Here is a 26,592-nt window from a genome sequence, read left to right on the forward strand (position 1 = left end):
GCTTATGAGATACTCTCTTCCGATCATTGTAGCCATATCCTTTTGCCTTAGCTGCGGAACGGTGGATATTAGGACAGCCAACCCAGCAGCAAATACGCATCAGACGACGGGGAATCCACCGCCGCCTAAAGACGGCGATTATGCGGGCACGGGAACGATCACGAAGATCGATCTCGGCATAGGTTCGGTCGAGATGGATCATCAAGCGGTTCCGGGATTGATGTCGGCTATGAGGATGGAGTTTTACGTCTCGGACAAAGACCTGTTGAAAGGACTTGCTCTCGGCGACAAGGTGGAGTTTACGATCCTATATAAGGCTGGGACCGAGACGATCACCAAGATAGGAAAGACAAAATGACTAGTATAGATTTTTGCAAGTTTCACGGGTTTGGCAACGATTATATCGTGATCGAACGCACGAAGATTCCTCAGACGGCTGATCTAAGTGAACTCGTAAAGGCTATCTGCAACCGCCATACGGGCGTGGGCGGTGACGGAATCGCGGTTCTGGAAAAGCTGGACGGCGTGACGGCTGATTACTTTTGCGAGATCGTTAATCCAGATGGGAGTATAGCCGGTTTCTCGGGAAACGGAACCCGCTGTGCAGTTGCATATCTCCATTACCAAAAAATCTGGAGCGAACCGAAACTGCGGCTGGAAACTCGTAGTGGAATTAAGACGTACCAGTTGATCGAACGCAAAGGCGACGGCGAATTCTGGTTCGAGGCTGAGATCGGGAAACCGATATTTGCGAGCGACCTTATCCCGGTCGGGAGCGGTACGTGGCGCGAAGCGATCGTCAATGAAAAGATCTATGTTGACGGCCAGATCCATTCGTTTTCGGCGGTGAATGTTGGTAATCCGGTGGCCTGTATTTTTGTCGAGACTTTCGCCTTTGATTGGCGTACCGTCGGGCGGGCCATGGAAGTGCATCAGGTCTTTCCGCAAAGGTCGAACATCGTTTTCGTTAAGGTGATCGACCTCGAGAATATCGAGATACGCATCTGGGAACGAGCCGCCGGCGAAACTTCGTCGTCAGGTACCTGTTCGAGCGGGGCAGCAGTTCTCTCGGCATTTCTGCTAAAAACCGAACGTGTCGTAAACGTAAAAGCCGAAGGCGGCACAACCCGGGTCGTTTGGCGTGACGACGACGAGATTGTCATTAACGGACGCGCCGATCTGGCGTTTTCGGGTATTTGGCCCGCTTAGTTTTTGCTTGTAAGAATTTCAGTCACGACCTTCTGCCTATAATCGAAGATATAGGCGAGCTCACTCTTAACAAAAAAATGAGCGAGGTCGCCGAGCGGTTCGAACGGTAGGCGGTAGCGGACCTCGTCTTCCATTAGGGTTTGCGTGGGGCTGAGTTCGGTGAAGGTGTGGGTGTGGATCCACTGGCGGTACGGGCCGCGGAGTTGTTGATCAATGAAGCGGAATGGCGGTTCCCAGACGGAGATCTCGGTTCGCCATTTCACTGAGATGCCGCGTATTTTTAGTTTGTAATCGATCAGCGTGCTCTGGTAAATATCTATCGGCTGCGGCGTGATAATCTGAAAATTCAGCTCGGGCGGCGTGATGCGTTCGAGATTGCCGGCGTCGGCGAAGAAATCAAAGACCTCCTTGATGGGCAGGTAGAGCGTTTGTTTTCGGGTAAGTACATGTTCGGCCATAAAAATAAGTAACCACGAAATAGGACGGAGCCTTTTTTGTGTTCCGTTTAGTGTTCTTTTCGTGGTCACTCGCTTTTCAGTTTCGGTTCTTTAGAAATTCTTTTGGAATCGGCTGATCCGGCGTTTCCGCCTGCCAGTAGATGGTTACGACCCACCACCGTGCTCCGTCATTTAGGAGTTGAAAACTGTTGATGCCGCGAAGGAACGGATCCTTATCATCAAATTTCCGGAAGGCGTGATAGGTCGAGAAAACCTGAGCAATATTGCCGTACATATCTACGTGGCGTGCGAGTTCGCGTTCGTGAAAACCGTCTTTGGCAAAGCTGGGCTCCGCGCGTTTAATGTATTCCTCGGGCGTGAAGGATGTCGCGGTTACTGCCTTTGTCGTGGCGTTTTTGCCAGTTGGGATCAGCCTCGCGTCTTTGTGAAAGAGCGAGCGAAAACGATCCCAGTCACGCGGTTTCCCTGCGTCGCCGGAGATGACGTCATAGACGGCCTTCATAATACTGTCCAGCGAACCGACGTCTTTTGGATCGGCGGCTTTTGGTGTGGGCGAAGTAGTCGGCGGCTGTGCGATGGCTGCGAACGAGAGCAGAAAGAGCATTGAGATTATGATCGTAAGATTTTTCATGATCATTATTCTACGTCCATTTGCTGGTTTTGTCCTGTGATCCGATCCGTCCAATTCCGTGCCTACAGTAGTGGAGACCTTCCAAGATACCGACCACGGAACTCACGGAGCGACATCGGAACTCCACTATGGCGATGCTAAAACACGTTTTGTCTCTATAACATCCTGAACATCTCTTGGAAGTGCCGAGAAAAGATCGAGTTCGGTTTTTTGTTCGATATCGCGGACGGTCGTTTGGAAACGCTGCCAATTCTCGTTCTCTATTCCTTCGATGTTTGGCATATCGACGGCGATGATGCGGGTTGTTCTTGTTATTGTCGTTTGGCCGCGAGGGAAAACGACGATGACTTTCCAGCAGTTGGTCGGTACCGTAACCTTGCCACGCAGGCGGCCATTCTCGCCGTAAACTCCGGCGATGGTGTAAAGGTCATTGCCGCTGCGGGCGATGCCGCGGGCGTAGGATTCGAGTTTATTCCAGGGGAATTGGTTGAGATCGCCGGTTTGCGGGACGATATTGGTCATCAAAAAGGTCTCTTCCATCAAACTCTCGTCCGCAAAACGATCGGCCGCCGGAACCATGTGGCCGCGATCGTAGCCGCTGCCGGAATAATCGTAATACTGGACGCGGCGAAAACCGTTTGGCAGCGACGGGTCTTCTTCAAAGCGGCTGCGTTCCCGTTTTTCGCCGAGGTCGCTGGACCTTGTACGCCACACGATCCAATTCAACGTGCCGTGGCTGTTGTTGTATGAGAGCGTATGGCTTCGGTGGATGAGCAGGTAATTGTCAGGGTCGGTTGCGGCATTTGACGGATTGCCGAACGGTAAAAGAGCAACTTGCGGAGTTTGCGGATCGGGTTGTTTGACAGGTTCGCCGCTCGTACCATCAGATATTCGCTGACACGAGCTCGATGCGAGCATCATCGACATCAGTGCGAACCGGAGCAGTATGTGTCGGAATGGGTTCATTAGAAAGTGATGGGACGAGTTTAGCAAATCGGAGCGGATTTCTGGTCGTATCTTGATATTGCGGTGCTGAATTTGTGTCTGGCCCGACCTGTTTTGAATCGTTAACTGTAAATTGGTTGATCGTTAATTGGGTCGTGGAATATTCCTACCAATTAACAATTTCCCGGTTTACGATTGACAATTAAATTCAAGGGATGCTACGAGATCTGGACAAACCGGATCTCTTCTTTCCCAGCGCCGAAGAGCCAGTCAGCTGAGAATGCGTTAGAATAGAAAAAGTGACTGGGAAACTTCACATCACCGGCATGAACCGCACAGAGCTTGAGGAATATTTCCTATCGCTTGGCGAGCCGAAATATCGTTCAATGCAGGTCTTTAAGGCCGTTCACGAGCGGCGTTTGCAGTCGTTTGATGAGATTACAGATCTGCCGAAAAAGCTGCGGGCGAAGCTGGAAGAGACAGCGGATATCTCGCGTCTGGTAGTTGAAAATAAGTATGTTTCGATCGATGGCACGCGGCGTTATTTAATGAAAACAACGGACGGCTATCCAGTCGAAGCAGTTTTTTTACCGAGTGAGAATCGCGATACGATCTGTTTTTCGTCGCAGTCCGGCTGTCCGCTGAAATGTGATTTTTGTCTGACCGCAAAGCTTGGGTTGTTGCGAAACCTGACGGTTGGCGAAATCGTCGAGCAGATAATTACTGTGCTAAATGATGTTTATGGGGTCAATGGCGAGACGCCGCATGGCACGAATCTGGTCGGAATGGGAGCGGGCGAGCCGTTCCTGAATTTTGAAAATCTGATCGCCGCGCTCGATCTAATGTCCGACGAAGATGGGCTTTTCATAGTGCCGAATCGCATAACGATATCGACCGCCGGCATTGTGCCGAAGATCTATGAATTCGCGGGGCTCGAAAACCGTCCCCATCTGGCCATCTCGCTTTCGTCGGCGAAGGACGGGCTTCGCGATACACTGATGCCGATCAACAAAAAGTGGAATCTCGACGAACTGATGACGGCGGCGAAGGAATTTGAGGGAAGTCTGCGACGCGGCGAGCGGTTCACCTTCGAATACGTAATGCTCGGCGGCGTGAACGATTCGGATGCCGACGCGATCGAACTCGTGAAACTGCTCGAAAAATATCAACTCACGCGTGTGAAAATTAATCTCATTCCGCACAACGGAGCCGAGCAGCTCGATTACCAAACCTCAACACCGGAACGCGTCGATCGGTTTAAAGCCGTGCTTGAGTCTCGCGGCGTTTCGGCGTATGTCCGCCAACCGCGCGGACGCGACATTTATGCCGCCTGTGGTCAGCTTGCGGCAAAGAGCGAGCCGAATTTGGTACAGATCCGGACGGTTTAGATAGGTATAAGTTATGGAGCTTTTGATCCCGGGCCTTATTCTCGTAGCACTCATGGTGTATGCGTCGACGCGTATCAAAAAATCGGCGGCGCAGGCCTTCGAGCCGGAGACGATCGACACGGAGCTCTTTTATTTTGAAAAGCCTGAGGGATTTTTAACCGTGCTCAATGGCAAGCCGGAACTGGACTATGAAGGATATTCGCGAGAGTTCGGTGGCGACGGGGCCGAAGATATAAGGCAGGGACGTGTCGAGGTGAGAAAGATCGGGAATTCTTCCCTAAAAGATGCGGTCGCTACAATAGGTGGATCGGCAAAGATCACGTCGAAAACGACGGAAGTCATCGACCAGCGAAAATACCTGCTGATCGAGGCTGAACGCGTTGAAAAAGGAGCAGGAATGGTCGAGCTTTATAAGCTGACCGAATCGGGGCGTGATGTGATCGAACTAAAGATCACTGCCCTCGAAGAAACAAACGAGGACGTCGCGCGTAAAATAACAGGTATCGCTTCCAGCTATTACGTGAAATAAAAACTGCTATTTTTAGCATCTAAGAGAGATATGAAAAAGATCGTCTTAAGAAGTATTAGTTCAGTTCTATTTTTGATCGCTACAGGAGTAGTGGCGAACGTCAGTGCTCAGTCGGTGAGCGGCTCGATAGGAAATGGCACGATAGAAAAAGGCAAAGCGACGCGGGGAACGATCGTTCTCAGCATTCCCGGCGGCCTCCATGCTAATTCCAATCGTCCCGGAAGCGAATACGCGATCCCTACGACCGTTCGGCTTAGCGGGCCCGGAATTAAGGTTGGAGGTGTCAGCTATCCTCGGGGAAAAAACCGAAAATTCAGCTTTTCGTCTGATACTATCAACGTTTACGAAGGCCGAGTTTCATTTCCATTTACGGTAACAGTTCCCGCGACATTTAAAGGGTCATCGATCCGCGTGAACGCGAGCATTCGTTATCAGGCTTGTAACGATGAAGTTTGCTATCCGCCAAAAACAAAGGAAGTAACTTTAACGGCCCGCGTACTTTAGTTTTTTCGGCCGATGACCGAGAGTAAGCGACCGGTTTTGCCATCGCGTTGCTTTTCGAGGCGATATGAAAAGAAAAGATCGGGACGCTCCATCGTGCAGAACGGCGCGGAGTAAGTGTTTTTATCGCTCACGCCACTGGCGATGAGTTGATCGCGGTTGGCTTGATGCAGATCGACAAGAGCATGACCTTCGCGGGTGCTTTTGAAGTACTTTTCGCTTCCTGCAAAGTTTGCGGCGAACGCATCGATGACGTCGGTACCGATCTCATAGTGCGAGCATCCAGCCGCCGGGCCGATGGCTGCGATCATGTTGGCAGGATCGGCGCCGTACAAAACTTTGAGTTTGTTAACGGCTTTGACGACGATCGATTGGACTGTTCCGCGCCAGCCGGCGTGGATCGCGGCGAAGGCTCCGGTCACGGGATCGCCGATCAGGACCGGAACGCAATCGGCAGTTTTGGCACCGGCGAGGACGTTTGTGAGGTTTGAGATGACGGCGTCGGCTTTTTCTTCGGAATCGCCTATTTCGTCGAGTGAATTCACGGTTTTGATCTGATCACCGTGGACTTGCCAGACCATCGCGAGGCGAAAATCTCCGTCGAAGGCTTTTAGAAAACGTCGGCGGTTTTCGTAGATGTTTTCGGCTTCATCCTCGTTAAAGCCTGCTAGATTCAGGTCACCCGCGGGAAACGCGGAGACGCCGCCGAGGCGAGTTGAGAAGCCGTTGGTGAAACCTGCGTGCTCAAGTGCGGAGCAAACCAGTACCTTCACGCCATCCTTTTCTCGCCAAGCGAAGCCAGTTTCGGTTAAAATCTGTTGTTCCTGTTCTAACTTCGTACTGTTCGCTGAGGCAGGCGATTCTGACAACTGCTCCATGATCCTTTCCATCGGTATCGACATTATTGAAGTATATCGCATCCGCGAAAGCATCGCGCGGACGCCGCGGTTTGCTGAACGTGTTTACACCGCCGCAGAGCGCGAATATTGTGAGAGCAAGGGCGTTGCCGCCGCTCAGTCATATGCCGCCAGATTTGCTGCCAAGGAAGCGTTTCTCAAAGCTCTCAAAACTGGCTGGCGTGGCAAAATTTCCTGGCACGACATCGAGGTCGTCTCGGGCGAAGACGGCGTTCCCGATCTCGTCATCACCGGGGAAGCCGCTGTCATACTAAAAGAACGCGGTGCCGACCGCGTTCACATCTCCCTATCCCACACGACCGATCATGCGGTCGCTCAGGTTCTGCTAGAAAAATATTAGGAGGTAACCACGAAATAACACGAAAAGACACGAAACAAGAATGCTCTTTTTAGTGTTTCTTTCGTGTTATTTCGTGGCTACTCTTCTTCTTGATCTACTTTCCCGGTGTCGGTGACGGCGAAGCTACGGGTTTTGGTGCCGGTTCGTCAAGCGACAGGAAAACGACTGGAGCATCGTGGTCTGAAATTCGTTCCGGCCGCGTTGCATCGTTTGACCAGACGAGTGGAAAATCCGCATCGACGCGGGCGTAGCCGAATTTAAGAAGCCGTTCTCGCCCGGCTTTATTGATCAGGATGTGATCGAGAGCCTGAGCTGCTCCGTCGAACGAATACGAATAGCGCTTCAATGGGTCGCTCAGATAGTCGATCAGAGCGACGAGTCCGGTCGGGTATGAGGTCTTTGAGGGAGCAAGGACGTTAGGGTCCGATTTGCCTTTGAGGGTGCCGATCAAGTCGTTGTAGCCGTCGTTGAACTGGAACGCGTTAAAATCGCCGCAGAGCAGAATGCGTTCGGTCGAGTCGGCTTTTTGCCGTTCGACGACAAAATTTGCAAGCCATTCGGCCTCGAGGCGGCGTTTTTGTCGGACGCGATCGCCGTCTTTTTCGTCGTCGATGCCGTTGTATGATTTGAGGTGGTTGACGATGACGGAGAATGCGAGGGGCTTGGCGGGTCTCGCATCGATCACCTCTGCCCGAAGCATGAGCGGCGGACGGTCGAAAAGATTTTGGCCCTCGGCTCCGGCAACGCCCTCGATCTTGGCATCTTTGGCGAGTTGCTTGACCTCGAGGACCTTTATCTTGGTCGATTTTACGAGAAACCCAACGTCGATACCGCGTACGTCATTGCCTTCTTCTAGATAAGGCATGTATTTCGGGCTCGGCTGGCCTGCCGCTACGGCATCGGCGTTTATCTTGTCCGCTACTTTCTGCAGGACCTTCAAATTTTCAACCTCGACAATGCCAAGAACGTCCGGCTGCGAGAGGACGTTTCTGATCGCGAGCGAAACTTTTGCGAGGCGTCGTTGAAAGACCTCCTTAGGAACGGTCACCTCTTTTTCGACGTTGCTGGAATTCACTTCGTCGTCAAAAAAGTTCTCGATGTTAAAGCTGCCAACCGTTACCTCGCGTTCGCCGGCGGGACTGAGCGGTACGAAACCTTTGATATTCTCGACCTTTGGCGGCGTAGCGGCATCGACGTAGAGCGTGTAGAATTTACGCGAATAGTCGATAACGCCGGTCATTTCCTTGATTGTCGCACCGGTCGGAACGTCGATGGCCTTTGCACCAGTTTGCTGCTGGCTGTCGATGCGAAGGATCTCAGGATTCATGTCGAACGCCGGTGTCGTGGATGGCAATTTATCGACGATTATTTGCAGGATGCCCAGTCCTGGTTCGCGAAACGGCCGCGGCGTGCCATGTAATGTCGCGAAAAACACGCCATTCGACGTCGCGATCTGGGTTTTATCATTCGTGAAGCCACCAGTCGGGCCGACGACTACAAAATCGCCCTTGACCCGCATCCCTTCGTATTTTTCCATCTGATCCAGCTTTCCTTTCGGATCCAGATCGGCTTGGGTTAGAGCTATCGGAGCGGGAAGCGGATTGTCTTTAGAAAGGACTTTAACGGTCGGTTTCGTGATCTCTGTGATGGTTAGAAAGATCCTCTCGGTTCGCGGACGAAACTCGGTGACGGTACCATCGACCTGGACCAAATTGCCGATGGCGACCTGAGCGACACTTTCCGCACCGTAAACGTATATACCTTCTGAGGATTTAGGATCTTTGTCGGCCTTATCATCAGGCGTTTGGACAAAGAACCCATTCCGAAGCATCGCGGTGACGACGCCGGTAACGCGGACATTTTCATTAACGACCGGCGAAGAGCCCTTGTCACCCTGTACCTGGGCTATCGTGTATTCCTTCTGAGCAAACAGCGAAACGCTGATGCCGAGCACCAGTACGGCACTCGCGGCCGTGCGTAAAACTATAGAACTGATCTTCATACTGCTGAACCTGATTTACTGCGTATCCCGCTTGCTCTCAATGTATTCCTGCGTGTTTCTAGGAACGTTAGAGAAAAAGTCGTAACCGGTCAGGGTTTCGACCTGATCCACTGTGACGCGATAATTCCGCCACGCGTTGCCGCCTGTAACCGATTCGTTCGACACAATTATGCCGAAGGCACGGGTCGAGCGGTTGACGCGACGCAGGTCGTCTGTGCCGTTCGGCAAAATGAGGACGACTTTCCATGTCCATTTAGGGACCGTGATGCGTCCGTTCGATATCGTCGGGGTTATGGAACTCACGCCTTGCGGACCGGATATAATGTAGACCTCATTGGTCGAAAGCAGAGAGCGAAGGTAATTCTCAAAATCGTTCCACGGACCCTGATTGTTGGCTCCGAGCTGCGGAACCATGTTGGTCATCAGGAATGTTGCGGAATTATCAGGAACGGATCGCGTCCTGTCGCCCGACGGGCACATGTGGCCGCGGTCGAAGCCCGAACCCGAATAATCATTGTCGGCGACCTGATACCAGCCGTTAGGAAGCGCCGGATCAGGGCGGAAATCATCCTGTCGGTTCGCACTGCCTATCCACGAACTGTCGATTCTCCATGCGACCCAATTCGACGTTGCCTTGGATCGATTGTACGAGAGCGAATACTGTGGCTTGTGCATCAGGTAATTGTTCTCATTTGCCGTGTCGGGCGTTGCGTTCGACGGGTTGCCAAATGTTATCGGGTTATCGCCGGCGAACGGAGCATTGACGATGATCGTCTGGCTCAGGTTTACCGTGCGGTTTTGTGCATCGTGGGCTACCGATGTAATGACGTAACTGCCGCCGGCTGTTCCTCCGGGAACGGTTGCTGAGTACGAAAATATATTATCGCCAGCCGCAACGTCACCGTTGGTGCCGTTATCGTAAAATGGCTGAGTCGCAAGGCCGCCGATCGTTGATAGGTTGCCGTCTACGCCGATTCCGGTGCTGGCCGGATCCGTTGCGGGAGTAACCGTTACCGTAAACAAAATGCTGGCCCCGGGAGCAACTGCAGTGGGGTTGGCGTTCATTGAGGCGAAAAGATTTGCCCCGTTGCTGCCGCTGCACAGAAATGGGGTTGACGATTGATTTCGCGGCGTAGAAGGGCTGGTCGCGACGAAATCGTTCGCATTGTTGTTCGTGTCCTGGCAGCCGCTGTTCTGTCGCGAGCGGCTGTCGTTAACCGGAGCCGCGGCCGTAACCGCACCTTCTATAAACGCATTTGTCGCGGTTCCCCATCCGACCATATCGACCGGCGTTCCATTTACTGACGGGCGAAGGGCCAAACCGCCTCCCGCGACACCCATAGAGCATGAGCAGGTGGCGGGATTGTACGTGAGGTTAGCCGCCGCACTGCCGTCATAGCTGGTCGCCGCGATAAGGTAGTACTGGCCCGGCTGAATCAGCGTCTGAGTGCTCCATGTCGCAAAAGGGCCCACATCGGTCGAGCCGGATGCGGAGCGGTAGACGAGGCGATAACCATTTAGATCGACCGGATCGGTGCCGGTGTTATGAAGCTCGATGAATTCGTCCTCAGCCGTCGCTCCACCGGTTTGAAATTGGCTGATCACGATCGAACCGCCAGCTCCCGGCGTTGGGGTCGGTGTCGGCGTACCAGAGGGGGTTGGAGTCGGCGTCGGCGAAAAAGCCGGCGTTGGTGACGGCGTCGGTGTCGGGCCGGCGGCACAGATGTTGACTGCGGTAGCTGTATTTCTTGGGACAGGATTCGTTACTACATCAAAATCAAGGTTGTTGTTGTCGGTATCGGTGCAACCAAGCGCTTTGCGGACCGAGCCCTGGGTTGCCGTCAGAGCAGCCCCATTGTTTACGGCTGTTCCGCCTTCGCCGTTACCAGCTGTCCCATTTCCTGCCGCCCCATAAGCAACCCAATCAACAATTTGGGCTAGCTGAGCTGAGCTGCAAGGAGTGGTTGAAGAACCGCAAACATTCTGCGCAAGAGTAGAAACGAGAGCAACTTTACCGCTGGCACCTCCCATGGCAAGGTTTGTTGTCGTCGCATCTGGCGTGACTGGAAGAGCAACTCCACCCGTTCCAACAGCTCCGAGTTGCACAAGGTAATATTGTCCCGGATTTAGCGATACGTTAGGTAGGGCGAACGCATTGCTAGTAGAGCTGGCGAAATTTCCCGTCGCTGAGCCGTAATAAAGGGATAGCCCGTTCAGCGATTGCGTGCTTCCGGATACATTTTTTATCTCGACGTAATCGAAAAGATACGTGCCGCTTCCACTCCCGCCACCCCCAGCGACTTGACTCAGAACGAGCGTGGTCGAAGCAGTAACGCGCTCGGATTTCTTCTCATCATCATTCTGAGCGTTGGTTGTAAACCCAAGGCTGATCCAGGCAGTAAAGACGGCCGACAACGCGAAAATAAAATATAACTTCTTCATTAAAAACCTTGCTGTATTGGCCCAGAACGCAATGTCACAAATTCGTCGTAAGCTTTATTTTTACCATATTATGATGCCTAAATGAATCACCGAGGCTGTCTGCTCGTGCCTTAAATGTGTGGCGATGACCGGTCGGCTGCGCAACCCGAGCATAGGAAGGCGAAACCATAAGATTATCGGCACCGCCCAGGGTTGAACGATCTTCTATTTGAGAACTCGAAGTTTTGTTGCTATAAAACGCCGAACAGATTCGTTGGTGGTCAAGCTTTCAGCCATTTTGAGTGATGCTGCTGCGAGTTCCGGTCTATCGAGCAGAGCTTGGTAGTGGGCTTTTGTGATGAAGAACAGATTATATTGGGACAGTTTCGCTTCGAGCTCAAGGAGCAGTGAATATGCCGCTTCCGGACCGTCGGTCTCGCCGATGACGATGATCTTATTCAATTCACGTACCGCCGAGAACTGTCGGTTTTGCAGTTTGTCGTATGCAGAGAGTATGCGTTGCCAATCGGTGGACCTGTATTCCGCAGCGAGCGTGTAGATGGCGGCGATCTCTGCTTCAAGGTGATAGTCCGAGATAGTGTCGCCGCTCGCGGAGAGCCGAAGATGATGAGTGCCGCGTGAGATCAGGCGTTTGTCCCACATTTCGCGATCTTGCTCGGCAAGGATGAGTAATTCGCCGTTGTGATCGGACCGCGCGGGCATCCGGGCCGCCTGAAAATAGAACAACGCCGCCAGAGCATCGACTGTCGGCGAAGTGGTAACAGGATGGGATGCAAGCAAAGACGCGAGTCGGATCGCTTCGAAAACAAGATCTTTGCGGATCAGAGCTTCGCCGGTTGATGCACTGTACCCCTCGTTGAACATTAAGTACAGGCTTTTCAGAACACTGTCGAGCCGGGCAGGAAGCTCGTTCGGCCCGGGCATTTCCATACGAAGGCCAAAATCGCGTAGTTTCGCTTTTGCTCTCGAGATAAGTCTGGTGACCGACTCGGTATTCGATAGAAACGCATTTGCGATCTCGGCGACGCTGAAGCCGCCAACGATCTTAAGTGTCAAAGCAACTCGGCTGTCGGGTGATATTTCGGGATGGCAGCAAGCAAAGATCATCCGCAACTGATCTTCGCTGATCTCGTTGGCGAAATAGAGCGCATCTGTATCAACTATGTTTTGGATATCCTCGTCGATCGACGTCGAGCGATTATTTCGCCGGAGAATGTCGATGCAGCGATTCTTTGCGGTACGCAAAAGCCACCCGAATTGATTCTCAGGAACTCCGGAATACGGCCACGTTTTCATCGCCGCGATCAAGGCGTCCTGTACCGCGTCCTCGACCGTATCGATCTTGTCGAACCCGAACGAGCGGCAGAGCGACGCGACCATCATTCCGGCATGATCTCGGAAAAGATGGCCGACGGTATCGTTTGTATTGTAGTTTTCATCAAGCATGAGATCTAAGACTTGGGCGGCAACCAAAGCAAGCTACCGCGTCAGTCTCGCTTGGTTCTTTGTTTTCAGTCGGTCGGCTGTATCTCATGTAATTCGATACGTCCGCCGAATTTGAGATGTGGGCAGTCGGCTGCCAACTCCACAGCCTCGTTATAATCGGTCGCCGAAATGGTGAAAAATCCACCGATTATCTCTTTCGCCTCAGCGTATGGCCCGTCGGTTACTCGAAACTCCGACCCGAAGCCATTCAGCTGGCGTCCGCCATCGTCTTTCAGTTTTTGTCCGCCGACGTATTTCCCTTTTGCCTCGACGGCTTGTGACCACTCGATGTATTCGCGGATCACGGCCTCGATATCCTCGGGCGACATTTGTGAATAGTCCATCGGTTCTTCGTGAAGTATCAGCATGTATTGCGGCATAAATTTCTCCCTTTTTAATTCGGTCTTTAAAGGCTGTTTGTAGGCCATCGATCTAATAGACGAACGAAGCTCACGATAACGGACATCAAAAATAAAAAAGCCGCGAAAATATTCTCGCGGCTTCCGATAACTCATTTAGCGGCTATTTCGCAGGCGTCGGAGCCGTTGTCGCTGCAGGTCGCGGAGCCTGAGCCGGGCGTGGGTAAACGACCGGACTTTTATTTCCCGCTTTGTCGACGGCTCGGATGCCGAAGAAGAAATTATCCTTCGACATTCCTTTCGCTGTATAGGTCGTGACGTTTCCGATGGGCAGCGAATTGGTCCATTCGGCGGCAGTCGTGTCTCTCCAGACGAGTTCGTAACCGGCGAGATCGACGTCCTTTCCGGCGTCCCATTTCAGGACGGTATCGTTGTTGAGGCCGCCGGTTATGATGCCGACGTTTTTTGGTTTCGCCGGTGCGTTTGCGAGGCTTGCCAGAGCTATTAGATTAACGCGAGCAACATTTGCGGTGTATTCGAAATCGACATATTCCGGCGTGTCGCCGTAGAAAACGCCGTTTTCGGTACGTACGTTTTGATGCTGGTGCGTGTAGTCCTCGTCAGATTCGGTAAAGCGAACGGCTGGGAAGCCATTTGCCAAAAACGGCTGATGATCGCCGCCGCGGCCGTAGCGATCGCGGCGGTAGATCATCCAAACGCCAAAATCCTTCAGGTTGCGATCTGCCTGCTCTTTGATGTAGCGTGCGAGTTGGCGCGAGGTCGAATCGTTCTCGCCGCCGACGCTGCGCCGCGTGTTGGCTTCCTGCTCGGTCTCGTTCGTCGGCACACCTTCGCTGAAAACTCGGACCTTTTTGCGGAATTGTGAATTCTTTTGTGAGGTGACGCCGCCGACGATGTCGTTGGTGAACATCGCTTCGATATTCATCTTGAGTCTCTTGGCTTCGTCGGCGTAATGTGTTGCACCAAGCAATCCTTGCTCTTCGCCGGGAACTGCCATGAAAATGATCGTCGCGTCGAATTTTCGCTTCGACATCACGCGGGCAAGTTCTAGCGAAACTGCTGTGCCTGACGCGTCGTCATTAGCCCCCGGAGCATCGCATTTTGCATCGGTCGGTGACGTACACATCGAATCATAATGGCCGGAAACGACATAAATTCGACTAGGATCGGTCGTTCCGGTCAATACAGCAAAAACGTTTGATAGATTAGTCGGCTCGGGCACTCGAGCGGCCTTTGGTTGCAGAAACGTCTGCATTTGCGGGTCGAGACACATGCCGCATTCGACACTGATCTTGCGAAACTCGGAAAGGATCCAATCGCGAGCGGCTCCGATGCCGCGCTCCTTGCTGGTTTGATCCGAGAGCGTGTTTCGCGTGCCGAACGACACGAGTTTGCGGATCGTGGCCTCGATATTCTTGGCCGAAACTTCCTTGAGCATCTTCTGGATCTCAGGATCCGGCTTTTGCTTTTGAGCAAAAGCAGGAACGGCTGAAAGACAGAGACATAGCGCTAGAAATACAAGTATTTTCGTTTTCATGTTATTTTGACGTTAAGATAGAATTGACCACAGATTAACACGGATCGACATAGATAAAGAAACATCTGCATGAATCTGTGTTTATCTGCGGTTAAGGTTCTTTTTACCGATCTACAAAATCAAACGCCTGCAAATTATTTCCGTTTGCCGAATAAAGCAAACCGACAGCTTCGTCAGTCACGAATTGCGCGTCAGGCACTGAGACGAGTGCAAACCTTGCATCCCGGCCCGTATGAACATTGACCCCAATGAGGCCTCTTTTTTCGTAGGGACGCGGAAGGTCGGTGTAGAAATACATGTGGTTCGAACGCAGCTCGGCGAGGCGTTTGCGGCGGAGAAGGTAATCGGAGAACCGGTCGAGCTGCCGTGCCGGATCTATGCGGTCGAAGATGCTCTCGCTAACCGCTCCTCGCGAAGGCGTCACACGGTCTACCGCTCGCCCGATGATCTGACCGCGGATGTCAGTGGCGTTTGGAACCGTTACATTAAGGCTGCCGAAACGGCTGAGATTTTGGATTCGACCGAGAGACCCGTAGGCGTAGACCCGCCGCATCGCATAATTTCTAGCCGCGTTTCCCGCGAGCGTTGACAAGTTTACCGACCCGAACCGCGTCTGCAAACCAGACCAGCGAAACGAATTTGCCGCCGTCGCGATACTTAAACCTGTTCTCGCAAAACCGATCGCTGAAGTCGCGATGCCGCCGTAGCGGAAATATAACGCCGCGGCTCGGGATACGATCCCGGCGATGATCCGAAATGTTCCGCGTGCCGGAGCCGTGTGACGAACACGCCATAATTCCGGCGTTTTCGAGTCTGAGCCGACGCGAAAAGCTGCGATCTCGTTTCTACCCCCAACGACCGCTTGGCCGCCTTCGTTTATGAGGACAAATTGTGCTTTCTCGGTTTTGTGGTCGCGTTTTGCCGTGCGTGTTCCGCTACGGGCGTCGAGCGTTATGAGGTCGTCTTTGTCGGCGATCAGGATGGTGTTTAGGTCGGCGAAAACAAAATTTGTCAGCCCTTTGTCAGCACCTTTGTAACGCCAGAGCGTTTTACCGTTGGTGGTATTGATAGCGGTCACACCGAACGGGCCTTTTTCTTTTAGTTCGCCGTCCTTTAGCTGCGTGAACTGGCCGCCCGTTCGTACATAAAGCACATTTCCGACTAGAGCCATCTCCGCACAAATGCCGAGATCGTCCGCTTCCCAGTCCTGTTTTCCAGTGCGGCGGTTGACCGCACGGATCTTACCTTTGCCCGAGACGTAGACGTGTTGGTCGTCAAAAACCGGATCGGCCTCGGTCAGGGCGAGGCCGTCTTCGTTGATCTTGAATTTCTCGCGTTCCTTCTCCTTTCCCGTGCGGGCGTCGAACGAGGTTGAGCCTTCGTAGAACAGAAAGAGCCGACCATCAAGGAGCAGAGGAGCGCGGTAATTGTCGAGCGTGTAGTCGATATCGCCCAGATTCTCGCCAAAACGCGTCGGCATCATTTCGATGCTGGTATCGAGTTCGCGTTTCCACAGTTCGTCGCCGGTTGAGAGCTGCAATACTTGAACGGTTGGCTTTTTCTTAAAATTGTCGTCTGCCTTCCCGCGCGGGTCTCTCACGAGAACTACCGCGATCAGATCATTCTCCGGATCGACCGCGAGCTGCATCACATCGCCTTTGACCTTGTCACTCTGCCAGATACGTGAGCCCGTAAGCATATCGACGGCCTCAAGCCGTGAGTTTTTGCCTTCGTCGCGTGAAAACAGAATAAGATCAGTATCCGGCACCGGCGTGACAGATGTCGCATTGATATTCCCGGTCGATTGCCTCCAAATACGTTCGCCCGTCTGTCCGTCAATAGAGTAGAGGCTTCGCTCCGTTCCGGCGAGGATAATGCCGAAATCGGTTGTCTGGTAAAAGCGGATCTTCGAATCGAGATTAGATTGCCAAGCAGGCTGAGCAAGGGAAATAGCCGCGTAAAGGTACAGGATGCATAAAAGTAGAACTAGTGCTTTCATGCTGATAGTTTAACGTGATTCTTTAAGTAGCGACAGATTTATTGGACACGGTAAGCCTTGCCCTTCCAGACCAAGACAACGGTTCCGCCGATCGTGTCGGCGATGTTTCGGAGGCCGCTGTCGAGTTTTTTGTATTCGTCGGTGCCGCGGCGGAAGTTCATGGTCGCCTGATTTTTATAGGCGGAATCGTACCATGCGCCGTTGCGGTTGTTGAACGTCTTCCCACCAACCGACCGCGTGACGGGCATGTCGTAAGTTTGATTCTGGATCTGATTCGTCTGCGTATTGATCGGGCCTGATCGAACCGGGCCGCTCTTTGACGGCTGCGGCGGCAGGTCGCGTCCGCGTGGAACTTCCGCTTGCTTTCGCATGACTGGCTCTGGAACGCTGGCGTCATCCTTATTTTTTAGCCTATCGTCGACCTCTTTCTTGCTTTCGCGTTCACTCGCGACTGCACCGCCGAGTATTGTCGGGGCTGGCGGTGGCGGAGCGGCTTTGGTCATCGGCCGTGCTTCCTCTGCCAGTTTGTCTTCGTCGCGGGACACAACGCCGTTGTCGGGCGATTCGCCGGTGGTTGAGACTGAACCTGGTTTGGCTAGGGTAATCGATCGCTTATCAGCTGGGAGTTCGCCAGGCGTTACGAGCGGATCAGGAACAGCATTTTGGGCCGGAAGTGCGGCGGCATTTGCCGCAGTGTTGGTCATAGCCGGGGCAGTATTGGCAGCAGCAACGGCTTTGTTTGCTGATTCATCGCTCGCATAAGGTCCGCTTTTCTGACGTTCGCTGTCGTTGACCTGTGCAACGCTCGCGTTTTGCTCAGACTGTCGATTTTGGATCACCGTGAAGGCGAAAAATCCGCCGAATACGAGTACAAGAGCCCCCATCGCTATCGCCAGGTTTGGCGTGCGGAAAAGCTTTTGATACCAAGGGATCGCCACCGCGACAACGGGCGCCGAAACGACGGAAGCGGCTTTTACGTCCGCTTCGGAAGCAAAAAGCATTGATTGGGAAAGGATCCGGCGACAGCGGTCGCAATCGGCGAAATGCTCCATATAAAGCGTTCGCGTCTTGGTCGGCAGAGCGTTCTCGACAAACGCCGCGATGGAATCGGCGTCGACGTGCTTCGTTTTCTCAGGCGGTTCATCGCCCACGAGCACACCGCGACCATCCCGCGCACGGCGGAGGATCGCATCCATTTCTTTGTCGAATTCCAGTTCCATCTTAAAAATTAGCCACAGAGTTCACAGAGAGTACAGAGTAAATCGAAGTATTGTTTGTAAGAACCATGACTTTCATTCAACATCACCATTTATCTCAGTGATCTCTGTGTCCTCTGTGGCTACGGTTTTCGTAACCCGTCTATAGAACGCCGCTACCTACAATATCTTGCACGATCGCCAGTAACAGTAATGCGGCGAACATCGTTTCGAGATTAATGCCGAGGCTCGCTGCGGTCTCAGAGAGGTGACGTTTGACCTCAATGTCAGTCCAACCGTGCTGCGTTTTCAGGCTTTTTTCAACGCCTTTGCGGATCTCGCTTTGAACGCGTGTGAGTTTTCGGCTCGCTGTTGCTTCGTGATAGCCGAAGGTCGCGGCGATGTCTTTTAATTTCAGGCTGTCGAAATAGTAGAGCTTAAGGATCAATCGATCTTCGGCTTCAAGTCCTGCAATTGCCGAACTCAAGGCTGCGGAAACGTCGGCCGTCGTGCGGCCTTCGCTATAAAGCTCCTCAGGATTCTCAATATGCGAACCAAAATGCGGCCCGTCGCCATTCGAAGCCTCGTTTGCCAGATTCTCAAACTCGCGGTCTTCCTCGATCTGAACAAATTTGGACTGCTTTCTAAACTGATCTACGGCCAATTGCGAAACCACCGCCCGCAGCCAACCGGCTAGGCTTCCGCGTCCCGAATAATACGCCAGCTTGCTCTTCTTATTGCCGTCCGCATCGACACGAAGCCCGTAAAGCTCTGCCCAAATCGAACTTGCGAGATCCTCAGCGTCCTCGTTATTCGACGAGATCTTGCGTGCGGCAGACTTAACCGTCGAATCAAAATTCGCAACCAGATCTTCCCAAGCCTTCTCATCGCCCTTTTCGCAAGCCACGATCAAACACAGGTCATCAGCCCTGATCTCATGCACAAAATCCTCGATCTCAACATGAGCGGCACCGGGATTGTCCCGCAGCAAATACTTCTCAACCGTCGCCTCAACCCGCCCCGCGATATCGTCACCCGTCAGAGAACGCGAATTACCGGCGCGAGAGATCAAATGCTCTATCGCCTCGCGAACCGTATTTTTGTGCTTCTCAGGAACCGCGCTCATTCAGAAAAAGGTGTCACGATTTTAGCACTGTTTTGATGACTATTTTAGTGTTGGAGTTGGTGTGGAGTTAAAACTCTCCGTTTAGAACTTCCTTCGTAACACCGATTGGATCGTGAAGGAACAACTGCGGATTATCAGCTAACGTGACTATTCGGCAGGTAATATTTGTACAACCGAAACAGGGTTGACCAACATTTTCTCTTAAATAAAAGTCTACTGATATGCCTATGACGAACATCATAATGGCAACTGGCAGAAAATTAAGTTCATGCCTGAAAATCCTCATATTAATCGCTGATTCTACACCAAAATTTATCGCTATGCCAGATGTTTCTCGACGCAGACCTTTGCGATGTCATATAGAAGAGATGTTATTTGATATCTATCCGATGGCTGGCAGTGCAGTCCTACTTCAAATGCTTCCGCAAAAACGACACTATCTTATAGCCGTCGTAATAGACCCACGGTTTTACGCCTAGCGTGTAGTGTCCGCAGGGAATCGTTACGGAGCTGTGTTTGATCTTGTGCTGTTTTAGGGCGTTGATCGTGTCGCGTGAGAGGTCGACGGGGAAGCTTAGGTCGTAGAGGGTGTAGATGTAGCGTTGGGGACGCGGCGGTAGTTTGGCGAGGCGGTCCATGTAGGCCATGGGCGAGATGGGCAGCCAATATTCGCGGAGTTCTTCGAGGGTCACGTTGTCGCCGATGCCTTCTTTCACGTGATAGGTCGAGAGGCCGTGCCAGACGACGTCGGCGGGATAGCCGGAAACGTGGTTAAAGACCGCCGTATCGATATCGAGATCGTGCGTAAACGCAAAAAAGCCAACGCACGAACCAATGCTGGTGCCGACGATGCCGATCTTTTCGTAGCCTTGCCGCTTCAACCAACGCACGGCCGAACGCGTATCCACAACTGCCTGACGAAGCGATTGAAGCGTGCGGCCGACATTTGGAGCGACGAGATAATCGGCACGTTCGAGCTCCGGCGGCATGCGCTCTTCGTGATAGGGAAGCGTCAATCTGAGGGCGGAAAAGCCGACCTTGTTGAATATTTTGCAGAGATCGTAATACGTTCCAGCTTTTGCATTCCAATGCGGCAGAACCAGGACTGCTGCCTTTTTGTTCGTCGCGTGCGGGAAATATCGAGCGTAGGCGGTGTTGTTCTCGGGGGAGACCGTTTTGATGCCGCTTGTCCATGTGAGCTTGTTTTCACCATTCGAAATTTCAAATTTGAAATCTGAAATTTCCGGATTGATGAAAAAATTTTCGCTGTTCTCGACGGTGTTTTTTGAGTATTGGCTGAACAGCTTTCGCGGGTCGTCGCCGTTTGGGTGATCGGTGATGTATTCCGTGCCCCATGCGAATTCACGCACAATCCGGTTATCGTCACGCATTGCGTGCTCGCGTTCCTGATTGTGCATGTAGCGTTTTAGCATAGATGGAATAGGTTGATAACAACGGATTAACGCAGATTTACCCGGATAAATCTTCGACAATTGCGTTAATCCGTTGGTTTCACTTCTTTACGCGGCTGCTGCTTTCGCTTTGTTGACGATCTTTTCGTAGAAAGCGATGTATTGCGGGATGATCTTAGATGTCGAATATCGCTGAACGGCGAGTTCACGTCCTCGTTCGCCGAAGGCCCGTCGCAGATCTTCATCGCTTAGCAGTTTCAGCGTATCCACGCTCATCTTTTCAACGTCGCCGACATCGCTCAGGAAGCCCGATTCTCCATCGTTAACCACCTCAGGAATGCCGCCGATTCGGGTGGCAATGACTGGTACCTCGCACGCCTGAGCTTCTAGGGCTGCGAGCCCGAAGGATTCTAGTTCGGAAGGCAGAAGGAAGACATCCGCGATGCCGAGATAATCGGCGATATTCGCCTGTTTGCCGACAAAGACCGTGTTTTCTATGACGCCAAGCTGTTCGGCCCTATAACGAACCGCTGATAACTCTGGGCCATCACCGACCAGAATAAGCCTCGCATTCTGCCCCGCGGCTCGGACTTTGGCAAGTATCTCGACGCAGTCATTTGGACGTTTTACATGGCGAAAATTCGATACGTGAACGAGCAAGCGTTCGCCGTTGGGCGCGAGTTCTGAACGCAACGGCGAATCGGGCAGCCGCATGTAGTGCTTCTCGCAAATAAAATTCGGAATTACTTCGATTTCATCAAAATCAAAGGTCTCGATCGTAGCCTGTTTTAGAAATTTCGAAACGGCGGTCACGCCGTCCGATTGCTGTAGACCGTAACGTGTGATCGGCAGATAGCTGCGGTCGGCTCCAACCAGCGTGATGTCCGTTCCGTGAAGCGTCGTTATAACCGGCACGTAGCGTTTTTGCTTGATCGATTCGCGGGCGAGGATCGCAGAGATCGAGTGCGGTATCGCGTAATGAACGTGGAGTAGGTCTAACTTTTCTGCTCGGGCGACGGTGGCCATTTTGGTCGCGAGGGCTAGATCGTATGGCTGATGTTCGAACAGTGCGTACGACATCATTTCGACTTCGTGAAAGTGAATACGTTCGTTCAACTCGGTGAGCCTCGTCGGGAGAACCGACGAGATGAAATGCACATTATGCCCGCGTTCCGCGAGGTCGCGGCCGAGTTCGGAGCCGACGATCCCGCTGCCGCCGTAGGTTGGATAGACTGTGATGCCGATGTTCATAGAGCCCCAATCTCGCTAAGCGTCCTCAGCAAACGTAATCGTAACAGTTTCTGTTACAAGACTCTACTGACAAGGATTCAGCCTTTCTTTCTAACGACATACACGATACCCGTAAAATCATCTGTGAGCAGAAAAGAATTGGCATCGAGCTTCATGATGTCGCACGGGCGGCCCATGACCTTGCCGTTTTGGAGAAATCCGGTGATCAGGTCTTGCAGCTTTTCGCCCTTACGCATGATGACGACCTTGTAGCCGTGACCCATGTTCTTGTCGGTCGAGCCGTGAAGTGAGACCAGGAAGGCGTTTTTGACGAGCGGATCAGCGTCGGCGTCGTCGAAATAGTCGAATCCGAGTGCGGACGAACGCGAGGGGAAAAATGCGTACGGAGCGGTGACATTTGTGCAGCCGCTCGAGCGTTTGATCTTCGGGTCAGCAAAGATCTTGCCGTTCGACGAGTGGCAATACGGCCAGCCGTAATCGGCACCTTCTTTTAGCGCGTAGAATGTCTCGTCAGGCTTTTGCATACCGAGGTGGTCACTGCCCTGGTTGGTCGCGAAGACATATTTGCCGATCGCCCGCAGGCCGACGGCGTTTCTCAGGCCTTTAGCGAACTCTCGTTGATCAGTGCCGTCGGGGTTCATTGAGATGATACTTGCGCGGATCTTTTCCTTCTCAACACACGAATTACAGCTTGAACCGACCGAGACATAGAGACGTCCGTCCGGTGAGAACGAGATCGTCCGCGTCAGATGCCAACCGCCGTACTTGTAAGAGAGGCCGTAGTCGGGGAAGGTTGCGAGGACCTCGGGTTTTGTGTCGGTCGGTTTTGTTTCGCCGAGTGTGAATTTTCTGCGAGTTAGCTGATGAGTTTCAGCAAGATAGAACCATTCCTGGCCATTTGCGTCGCGATAGAATTGCACGCTGTTCGGGTTTCGGAGCTTGGTCAAGTACGGAATAAGCTTGCTGAATTTGCCCGTTTCCGCATTCCAGCCGTCAAGTATGTAAACAGTACCACGGGTATTGTCAGCGAGGTTGTACATGTCAGTCACGAAGATGCGGCCGTCGGGGGCTTTGGCAAAAAAACGCACGCGTTTCAGGCCTTCCATTGCCGGGATCATTTCGTAGCCCTCGGCGATCTTTATCGTGAACGATCTTCCATTTTTTAGCGAAATGCGCTGGTCGACGAGCCTCGATTGGCTAAGCGTGTAGATCGGCAACAACAGGATCGTAAAAAACAGTAGCTTTCTCATATCTTTGAATTAACGTTTGGTCTGTTCAAAAAAGCTGAAAACTGATAGCTTAAAGCTGAAAAATCTGTCAGCAATAAGCTATTGAGAAAAATGAATATAGAAAAATTCCGCGTTGCCGAAGGTTCCAAAGTTAACCTCAAAAAACATCCCACCGACTTCACCGGCGATTATACCGATAAAAAACAAGCGGTGAAAGACCTCGAGAAAAATGTCGCACGGATGCGCGAATTGCAGGACGTTTTGTATGCCCAGGACAAATATTCGCTGCTCATTATTATTCAGGCGATGGATGCGGCTGGAAAGGACGGGGCGATCGAGCACGTTATGACCGGTGTCAATCCGCAAGGATGCCATATCGTTTCATTCAAACAGCCGTCGAGCGAGGAACTCGACCATGATTTCCTGTGGCGTTGTCAGAAAAACCTGCCGGCGAGAGGAATGATCGGCATTTTTAACCGCTCACACTACGAAGAGGTTCTGGTTGTGCGGGTTCATCCGCAGATCCTGCAATTTCAACAATTGCCGGACGAGACGCTGAACGACAAAGACATCTGGAATAAGCGTTTCAAACACATCCGCGATTGGGAAAACCATCTTGTTGAGAACGGAACGCAGGTCATAAAATTTTTCCTTAATGTTTCGCGGGACGAGCAAAAGGCGAGATTCCTGTCGCGGATCGAGGAGGAAGACAAAAACTGGAAATTCTCGATCGGCGATGTCAAAGAACGCGGAATGTGGAGCGAATACATGAAATGCTACACCGAGGCGATGGAAGCGACATCGACGGAAAAAGCGCCATGGTATATCATCCCGGCTGATAAAAAGTGGTTCACGCGGCTCGCTATCTCAGAGATCATTGTTAAGAAACTCGAATCGCTCGACTTGAAATACCCGGTGATGACCGACGAGCACAAGGCTGAGCTTCTGGAAGCGAAGAAAATGCTCGAGTCAGAACCGCCTGCGTAAGCGGGCGGGCTAGAACTTGGCTTATCGAGAGCTTGTTTGTTGTGTTCGTTCCGCCCGCTGACGCAGGCGGTTCTGACAGTGTTAGTTCGGGACGATCCGCATGATCCGGTCATCATCTTTTGAGGGCGAGCCTCGACCGTCCAGGTTTGAGGTTGAGAAGTAGATGTAACCGTCCGGGCCTTCTTCCATTTCGCGGATGCGGCCGAATGTGCCGTCGAGGAGATTTTCCTGAGCGACGAAATTACGGCCGTCGAGCGTGACGCGGATTATGCGAGCACTTTTTAGACAGCCGAAGAAGAAATTCCCTTTGAACGCTGGTAACGCGGAACCGTTGTAGAACATCCCGCTTCCCGGTGCACACGCCGGGGAATATTCGAGCAGCGGTGAGACCATGCCCTCGCGTTTTTCCGTGTGATGGATCTCGGACCAGCCTAGATTCTTTCCTTTTTCGACAATATTGACCTCGTCGCCGCCTGAGCCCTTGCCTTCGAAAAAGCTTGGGCCGTGTTCTGTTTGGAACATCAAGCCTGAACCGGTCTGCCACGCGAGCCCCTGCGCATTCCGATGGCCGTATGACCAGATCTCGGAACGCGCGTCTTTTTGGCCAACGAACGGATTATCCTGCGGCACAGTTCCGTCGTCGTTTAGCCTTAACGTTTTACCCGCGAGGGAATCGAGCTTTTGAGCTAGATTCCAGTCGGTCGAATCGCCGGTTGTGACATATAGCTTGCCGTCCGGGCCGAAGCGGGCTCGCATTCCGGCGTGATTCGGGGCTCCGGGAATATTGTCGATGATGACTTTCGGCTCAGTGAATGCGTTGCTCGCAAACTTATACCGGACGACCTTAACGCGTTTGCCGTCGTTATTATAGGAGTAGGCGAGATAGATGAAGTTGTTCTTGGCGAAGTCGGGATGGAGCGAGATATCCATCAAACCGCTCTCGCCACTCGGTTCGACATCGGGAACTGTGAAAATTGGTTCCGCACGCAGTTTTCCGGATTCGATGATGCGCACGCGGCCTTTTCGTTCTGTGAAGATGAGATCTTTGTTTGGCAGCCACGCGATGCCCCAAGGTACTTCGAGGCCGCTCGCGACCGTTTCGACGCGGAATTTTATCTGTTTATCCTGTGTTTCAAAAACAGTATTCTCAAATCCGCCCACCGGGGTTGCGTTCGAACACGCCATCGCAAAGATCGAGACCGCAAAAAACAAAATGCCCTGCATAGTCATATCGAAAGTCCTCACCCTAGAAGTGATTGTAAACTCTCCGGATGACGTTCGCTAAGGATAATTTATTCCCTAGTCTAAATTTTAGGCCTGCGAAAGAAGTCGAAGGCCCTTCTTGCTGCCGCTCTTGGCTTCCGAACTCACTCGGTTCCGGCCATTGTCTTTGGCTTTGTAAAGGTGTGTATCGGCACGTTCCAGCAGCGATTCGAGCGTGTCTGATTCGCGGAGCTCGGCAACGCCGAAACTCGAAGTAACGCTGAGGTTGATAGCGGCGTGCTTGATCTCGAGATTCTGGATCTCGCGGCGGAAAGCTTCGGCGACGGCGTGGCCGCTTTCGATGTCGGTGTGCGTGAGCAGCAGGCCAAATTCCTCGCCGCCGATGCGGGCGATCAGGTCGTGCTGCCGTGTCATTCGTTTCAGAAGTATGCCGATCTCAGTCAGGACCTTGTCGCCGACGGAGTGTCCAAACGTGTCATTCACCTTCTTGAAATGATCAAGGTCGAGCAGGACGAGGCAGGTTGGAATATTGTACCGGCGGCTGCGCTTGATCTCCGCAGAAGCGAATTCGTCAAATGCTCGCTTATTGCTGACGCCGGTCAGGAAATCGGTAGTTGCACGCTCGAGGAGTTCGTTTTCCTTGGCACGCAATTCCTCGTTGAGCCTCTCGCTGTTGAGTACGACGTAGTTCAGTGTCCAAACGGTCGCGAACACGAGAAATATCATGAATGAGACGGTCTGGATCCATTCAGGTGTGTAAAGATGACTGAAAAGCGGAAACGTCATTGACGCGACCATCCTTAGGAACATAAACCCCGAGAATAGAAGGAATGTGAGTGCTACCGTGCGGTAAACGACATTCGTCATCAATCCCGGTTTTTCGGTGAAGGCTCGGTAGCTGAGAAAGGTTAGTACCGACGAAACTATCGAGGCGGTAACTATCCGGTTCGTAACGCTCACACTTACGTAGGTTTGATAAATCAGAGTGATCGCGTATCCAGCCATGATCGTGACCGGAATGACGCTCTTGCGTTTTAACTGAAGAAAACTTCGATTGCCTTCGAGAGCGAGTGCCGTTGTTCCGACTGCCAGCATATTCCCAAGAACCACCGTCAGCAGGTCAGGTGCAAATCCACGCAAGCCCAGGCAAAGGAAGCCCAATGTTCCGGCAAGATTTGATAGTACCCAGAATCCCGTCCCGGTATATGTCTTCTGAGCGCGCAGGACGAAGTACATAACGCTGGCCATGAGACCGGTGACCAGCATTAGTGCAAACGATAACGTGCGAAGATCTATGAAATTTTCGGGCATTACTTCGGGATCCGAACCGTGAGATCGGGGGAACAGGGAGATATCGGCGAACAGGAAATCGCCTCACTCAAATACTAACATAGTTTAACAGGT

24 protein-coding genes are annotated in these 26,592 nt (G+C 52.4%); 7 read left to right on the plus strand and 17 right to left on the minus strand.

What is annotated here, in order from left to right; all coding sequences use genetic code 11:
• The first annotated feature begins 4 nt into the window (after nucleotides 1–4).
• Nucleotides 5–358, plus strand: a complete 354-nt coding sequence (locus IPG22_12085) for a copper-binding protein (GenBank protein ID MBK6589024.1) — start codon at nucleotides 5–7, stop codon at nucleotides 356–358.
• The gene (dapF, locus tag IPG22_12090) at nucleotides 355–1,209 is read left to right on the plus strand and encodes a diaminopimelate epimerase (protein MBK6589025.1); all 855 of its coding nucleotides are present in this window, start codon (nucleotides 355–357) and stop codon (nucleotides 1,207–1,209) included. The genes IPG22_12085 and dapF overlap by 4 nt, the downstream gene beginning before the upstream one ends.
• Here the strand turns inward: dapF and IPG22_12095 are convergent.
• The 3 genes from IPG22_12095 to IPG22_12105 form a co-directional block, all read right to left on the minus strand.
• A complete protein-coding gene (locus tag IPG22_12095; protein MBK6589026.1) occupies nucleotides 1,206–1,667 on the minus strand; it encodes an SRPBCC family protein in 462 nt (153 codons plus the stop codon). The genes dapF and IPG22_12095 overlap by 4 nt on opposite strands.
• Nucleotides 1,668–1,743: 76 nt before the next feature.
• Nucleotides 1,744–2,298 carry a nuclear transport factor 2 family protein gene (locus tag IPG22_12100; protein MBK6589027.1) on the minus strand — a complete coding sequence of 185 codons (555 nt, stop codon included), beginning with the start codon at nucleotides 2,296–2,298 and terminating at the stop codon, nucleotides 1,744–1,746.
• Nucleotides 2,299–2,424: 126 nt separating this feature from the next.
• Nucleotides 2,425–3,264 (minus strand): DNA/RNA non-specific endonuclease, encoded by an 840-nt coding sequence (locus IPG22_12105; GenBank protein MBK6589028.1) that lies wholly within the window; start codon nucleotides 3,262–3,264, stop codon nucleotides 2,425–2,427.
• 305 nt (nucleotides 3,265–3,569) lie between these two features.
• On the opposite strand from IPG22_12105, the gene rlmN reads away from it, so the two are divergent.
• Genes rlmN through IPG22_12120 form a run of 3 tightly spaced genes read left to right on the plus strand, consistent with a single transcriptional unit; the run spans nucleotide 3,570 to nucleotide 5,664 of the window.
• Nucleotides 3,570–4,631: a 23S rRNA (adenine(2503)-C(2))-methyltransferase RlmN gene (gene rlmN, locus IPG22_12110; GenBank protein MBK6589029.1), complete on the plus strand. Its 1,062-nt coding sequence runs from the start codon at nucleotides 3,570–3,572 to the stop codon at nucleotides 4,629–4,631.
• A 13-nt stretch (nucleotides 4,632–4,644) separates the two neighbouring features.
• Complete coding sequence (locus tag IPG22_12115; GenBank protein ID MBK6589030.1) at nucleotides 4,645–5,160, plus strand: hypothetical protein; 516 nt, start codon at nucleotides 4,645–4,647, stop codon at nucleotides 5,158–5,160.
• Nucleotides 5,161–5,190: 30 nt separating this feature from the next.
• Nucleotides 5,191–5,664, plus strand: a complete 474-nt coding sequence (locus IPG22_12120) for a hypothetical protein (GenBank protein ID MBK6589031.1) — start codon at nucleotides 5,191–5,193, stop codon at nucleotides 5,662–5,664.
• Here IPG22_12120 and pgeF read toward each other — a convergent pair.
• The gene (gene pgeF, locus IPG22_12125) at nucleotides 5,661–6,563 is read right to left on the minus strand and encodes a peptidoglycan editing factor PgeF (protein MBK6589032.1); all 903 of its coding nucleotides are present in this window, start codon (nucleotides 6,561–6,563) and stop codon (nucleotides 5,661–5,663) included. The two genes, IPG22_12120 and pgeF, sit on opposite strands and share 4 nt — an antisense overlap.
• Between pgeF and IPG22_12130 the strand changes: the two genes are divergently transcribed.
• Nucleotides 6,538–6,918 carry a holo-ACP synthase gene (locus IPG22_12130; GenBank protein MBK6589033.1) on the plus strand — a complete coding sequence of 127 codons (381 nt, stop codon included), beginning with the start codon at nucleotides 6,538–6,540 and terminating at the stop codon, nucleotides 6,916–6,918. The two genes, pgeF and IPG22_12130, sit on opposite strands and share 26 nt — an antisense overlap.
• A gap of 94 nt (nucleotides 6,919–7,012) precedes the next feature.
• On the opposite strand, the gene IPG22_12135 is transcribed toward IPG22_12130, so the two are convergent.
• From IPG22_12135 to IPG22_12185, 11 genes are all read right to left on the minus strand, one after another.
• A complete protein-coding gene (locus IPG22_12135; protein MBK6589034.1) occupies nucleotides 7,013–8,920 on the minus strand; it encodes a hypothetical protein in 1,908 nt (635 codons plus the stop codon).
• Nucleotides 8,921–8,935: 15 nt separating this feature from the next.
• Nucleotides 8,936–11,362 carry a DNA/RNA non-specific endonuclease gene (locus IPG22_12140; protein MBK6589035.1) on the minus strand — a complete coding sequence of 809 codons (2,427 nt, stop codon included), beginning with the start codon at nucleotides 11,360–11,362 and terminating at the stop codon, nucleotides 8,936–8,938.
• 204 nt (nucleotides 11,363–11,566) lie between these two features.
• Entirely contained in the window at nucleotides 11,567–12,808 is a 1,242-nt protein-coding gene (locus IPG22_12145) for a sigma-70 family RNA polymerase sigma factor (GenBank protein MBK6589036.1), read from the minus strand.
• 65 nt (nucleotides 12,809–12,873) lie between these two features.
• Entirely contained in the window at nucleotides 12,874–13,227 is a 354-nt protein-coding gene (locus tag IPG22_12150; protein MBK6589037.1) for a transcription initiation protein, read from the minus strand.
• Between the two features lie 142 nt (nucleotides 13,228–13,369).
• On the minus strand, nucleotides 13,370–14,764 hold the full coding sequence (locus IPG22_12155; protein MBK6589038.1) for a M28 family metallopeptidase: 1,395 nt from the start codon (nucleotides 14,762–14,764) through the stop codon (nucleotides 13,370–13,372).
• Between the two features lie 103 nt (nucleotides 14,765–14,867).
• On the minus strand, nucleotides 14,868–16,763 hold the full coding sequence (locus IPG22_12160; protein MBK6589039.1) for a PQQ-binding-like beta-propeller repeat protein: 1,896 nt from the start codon (nucleotides 16,761–16,763) through the stop codon (nucleotides 14,868–14,870).
• Between the two features lie 38 nt (nucleotides 16,764–16,801).
• Nucleotides 16,802–17,983, minus strand: a complete 1,182-nt coding sequence (locus tag IPG22_12165) for a hypothetical protein (protein ID MBK6589040.1) — start codon at nucleotides 17,981–17,983, stop codon at nucleotides 16,802–16,804.
• 139 nt (nucleotides 17,984–18,122) lie between these two features.
• Nucleotides 18,123–19,085 carry a sigma-70 family RNA polymerase sigma factor gene (locus tag IPG22_12170; protein MBK6589041.1) on the minus strand — a complete coding sequence of 321 codons (963 nt, stop codon included), beginning with the start codon at nucleotides 19,083–19,085 and terminating at the stop codon, nucleotides 18,123–18,125.
• A 407-nt stretch (nucleotides 19,086–19,492) separates the two neighbouring features.
• Entirely contained in the window at nucleotides 19,493–20,518 is a 1,026-nt protein-coding gene (locus IPG22_12175; protein ID MBK6589042.1) for a hypothetical protein, read from the minus strand.
• Nucleotides 20,519–20,605: 87 nt separating this feature from the next.
• Complete coding sequence (bshA, locus tag IPG22_12180; GenBank protein ID MBK6589043.1) at nucleotides 20,606–21,748, minus strand: N-acetyl-alpha-D-glucosaminyl L-malate synthase BshA; 1,143 nt, start codon at nucleotides 21,746–21,748, stop codon at nucleotides 20,606–20,608.
• Between the two features lie 77 nt (nucleotides 21,749–21,825).
• Nucleotides 21,826–22,998 (minus strand): PQQ-dependent sugar dehydrogenase, encoded by a 1,173-nt coding sequence (locus IPG22_12185; GenBank protein MBK6589044.1) that lies wholly within the window; start codon nucleotides 22,996–22,998, stop codon nucleotides 21,826–21,828.
• Between the two features lie 90 nt (nucleotides 22,999–23,088).
• Between IPG22_12185 and IPG22_12190 the strand changes: the two genes are divergently transcribed.
• The gene (locus IPG22_12190; protein ID MBK6589045.1) at nucleotides 23,089–23,964 is read left to right on the plus strand and encodes a polyphosphate kinase 2 family protein; all 876 of its coding nucleotides are present in this window, start codon (nucleotides 23,089–23,091) and stop codon (nucleotides 23,962–23,964) included.
• An 81-nt stretch (nucleotides 23,965–24,045) separates the two neighbouring features.
• Here the strand turns inward: IPG22_12190 and IPG22_12195 are convergent, their stop codons facing one another.
• Together IPG22_12195 and IPG22_12200 are read right to left on the minus strand one after the other, a co-directional pair.
• Nucleotides 24,046–25,194, minus strand: coding sequence for a PQQ-dependent sugar dehydrogenase (locus tag IPG22_12195; protein MBK6589046.1), 1,149 nt, complete (start codon nucleotides 25,192–25,194; stop codon nucleotides 24,046–24,048).
• Between the two features lie 81 nt (nucleotides 25,195–25,275).
• Complete coding sequence (locus tag IPG22_12200; GenBank protein ID MBK6589047.1) at nucleotides 25,276–26,499, minus strand: GGDEF domain-containing protein; 1,224 nt, start codon at nucleotides 26,497–26,499, stop codon at nucleotides 25,276–25,278.
• Nucleotides 26,500–26,592 lie beyond the last annotated feature (93 nt).

This window comes from Acidobacteriota bacterium (assembly GCA_016703965.1).
GTDB lineage: Bacteria > Acidobacteriota > Blastocatellia > Pyrinomonadales > Pyrinomonadaceae > OLB17.

Excerpts from the sequence above, each read along its gene's own strand:
- IPG22_12160 (MBK6589039.1), bottom strand. The coding sequence starts at position 16,763 with ATGAAAGCACTAGTTCTACTTTTATGCATCCTGTACCTTTACGCGGCT.
- IPG22_12175 (MBK6589042.1), bottom strand. The coding sequence starts at position 20,518 with ATGCTAAAACGCTACATGCACAATCAGGAACGCGAGCACGCAATGCGT.
- pgeF (MBK6589032.1), bottom strand. The coding sequence starts at position 6,563 with ATGTCGATACCGATGGAAAGGATCATGGAGCAGTTGTCAGAATCGCCT.
- IPG22_12200 (MBK6589047.1), bottom strand. The coding sequence starts at position 26,499 with ATGCCCGAAAATTTCATAGATCTTCGCACGTTATCGTTTGCACTAATG.
- IPG22_12130 (MBK6589033.1), top strand. The coding sequence starts at position 6,538 with ATGATCCTTTCCATCGGTATCGACATTATTGAAGTATATCGCATCCGC.
- IPG22_12085 (MBK6589024.1), top strand. The coding sequence starts at position 5 with ATGAGATACTCTCTTCCGATCATTGTAGCCATATCCTTTTGCCTTAGC.
- IPG22_12155 (MBK6589038.1), bottom strand. The coding sequence starts at position 14,764 with ATGAAAACGAAAATACTTGTATTTCTAGCGCTATGTCTCTGTCTTTCA.
- IPG22_12100 (MBK6589027.1), bottom strand. The coding sequence starts at position 2,298 with ATGAAAAATCTTACGATCATAATCTCAATGCTCTTTCTGCTCTCGTTC.
- rlmN (MBK6589029.1), top strand. The coding sequence starts at position 3,570 with ATGAACCGCACAGAGCTTGAGGAATATTTCCTATCGCTTGGCGAGCCG.
- IPG22_12115 (MBK6589030.1), top strand. The coding sequence starts at position 4,645 with ATGGAGCTTTTGATCCCGGGCCTTATTCTCGTAGCACTCATGGTGTAT.
- bshA (MBK6589043.1), bottom strand. The coding sequence starts at position 21,748 with ATGAACATCGGCATCACAGTCTATCCAACCTACGGCGGCAGCGGGATC.
- IPG22_12120 (MBK6589031.1), top strand. The coding sequence starts at position 5,191 with ATGAAAAAGATCGTCTTAAGAAGTATTAGTTCAGTTCTATTTTTGATC.
- IPG22_12185 (MBK6589044.1), bottom strand. The coding sequence starts at position 22,998 with ATGAGAAAGCTACTGTTTTTTACGATCCTGTTGTTGCCGATCTACACG.
- IPG22_12150 (MBK6589037.1), bottom strand. The coding sequence starts at position 13,227 with ATGCCGCAATACATGCTGATACTTCACGAAGAACCGATGGACTATTCA.
- dapF (MBK6589025.1), top strand. The coding sequence starts at position 355 with ATGACTAGTATAGATTTTTGCAAGTTTCACGGGTTTGGCAACGATTAT.
- IPG22_12145 (MBK6589036.1), bottom strand. The coding sequence starts at position 12,808 with ATGCTTGATGAAAACTACAATACAAACGATACCGTCGGCCATCTTTTC.
- IPG22_12095 (MBK6589026.1), bottom strand. The coding sequence starts at position 1,667 with ATGGCCGAACATGTACTTACCCGAAAACAAACGCTCTACCTGCCCATC.
- IPG22_12190 (MBK6589045.1), top strand. The coding sequence starts at position 23,089 with ATGAATATAGAAAAATTCCGCGTTGCCGAAGGTTCCAAAGTTAACCTC.
- IPG22_12170 (MBK6589041.1), bottom strand. The coding sequence starts at position 19,085 with ATGAGCGCGGTTCCTGAGAAGCACAAAAATACGGTTCGCGAGGCGATA.
- IPG22_12105 (MBK6589028.1), bottom strand. The coding sequence starts at position 3,264 with ATGAACCCATTCCGACACATACTGCTCCGGTTCGCACTGATGTCGATG.
- IPG22_12195 (MBK6589046.1), bottom strand. The coding sequence starts at position 25,194 with ATGACTATGCAGGGCATTTTGTTTTTTGCGGTCTCGATCTTTGCGATG.
- IPG22_12135 (MBK6589034.1), bottom strand. The coding sequence starts at position 8,920 with ATGAAGATCAGTTCTATAGTTTTACGCACGGCCGCGAGTGCCGTACTG.
- IPG22_12165 (MBK6589040.1), bottom strand. The coding sequence starts at position 17,983 with ATGGAACTGGAATTCGACAAAGAAATGGATGCGATCCTCCGCCGTGCG.
- IPG22_12140 (MBK6589035.1), bottom strand. The coding sequence starts at position 11,362 with ATGAAGAAGTTATATTTTATTTTCGCGTTGTCGGCCGTCTTTACTGCC.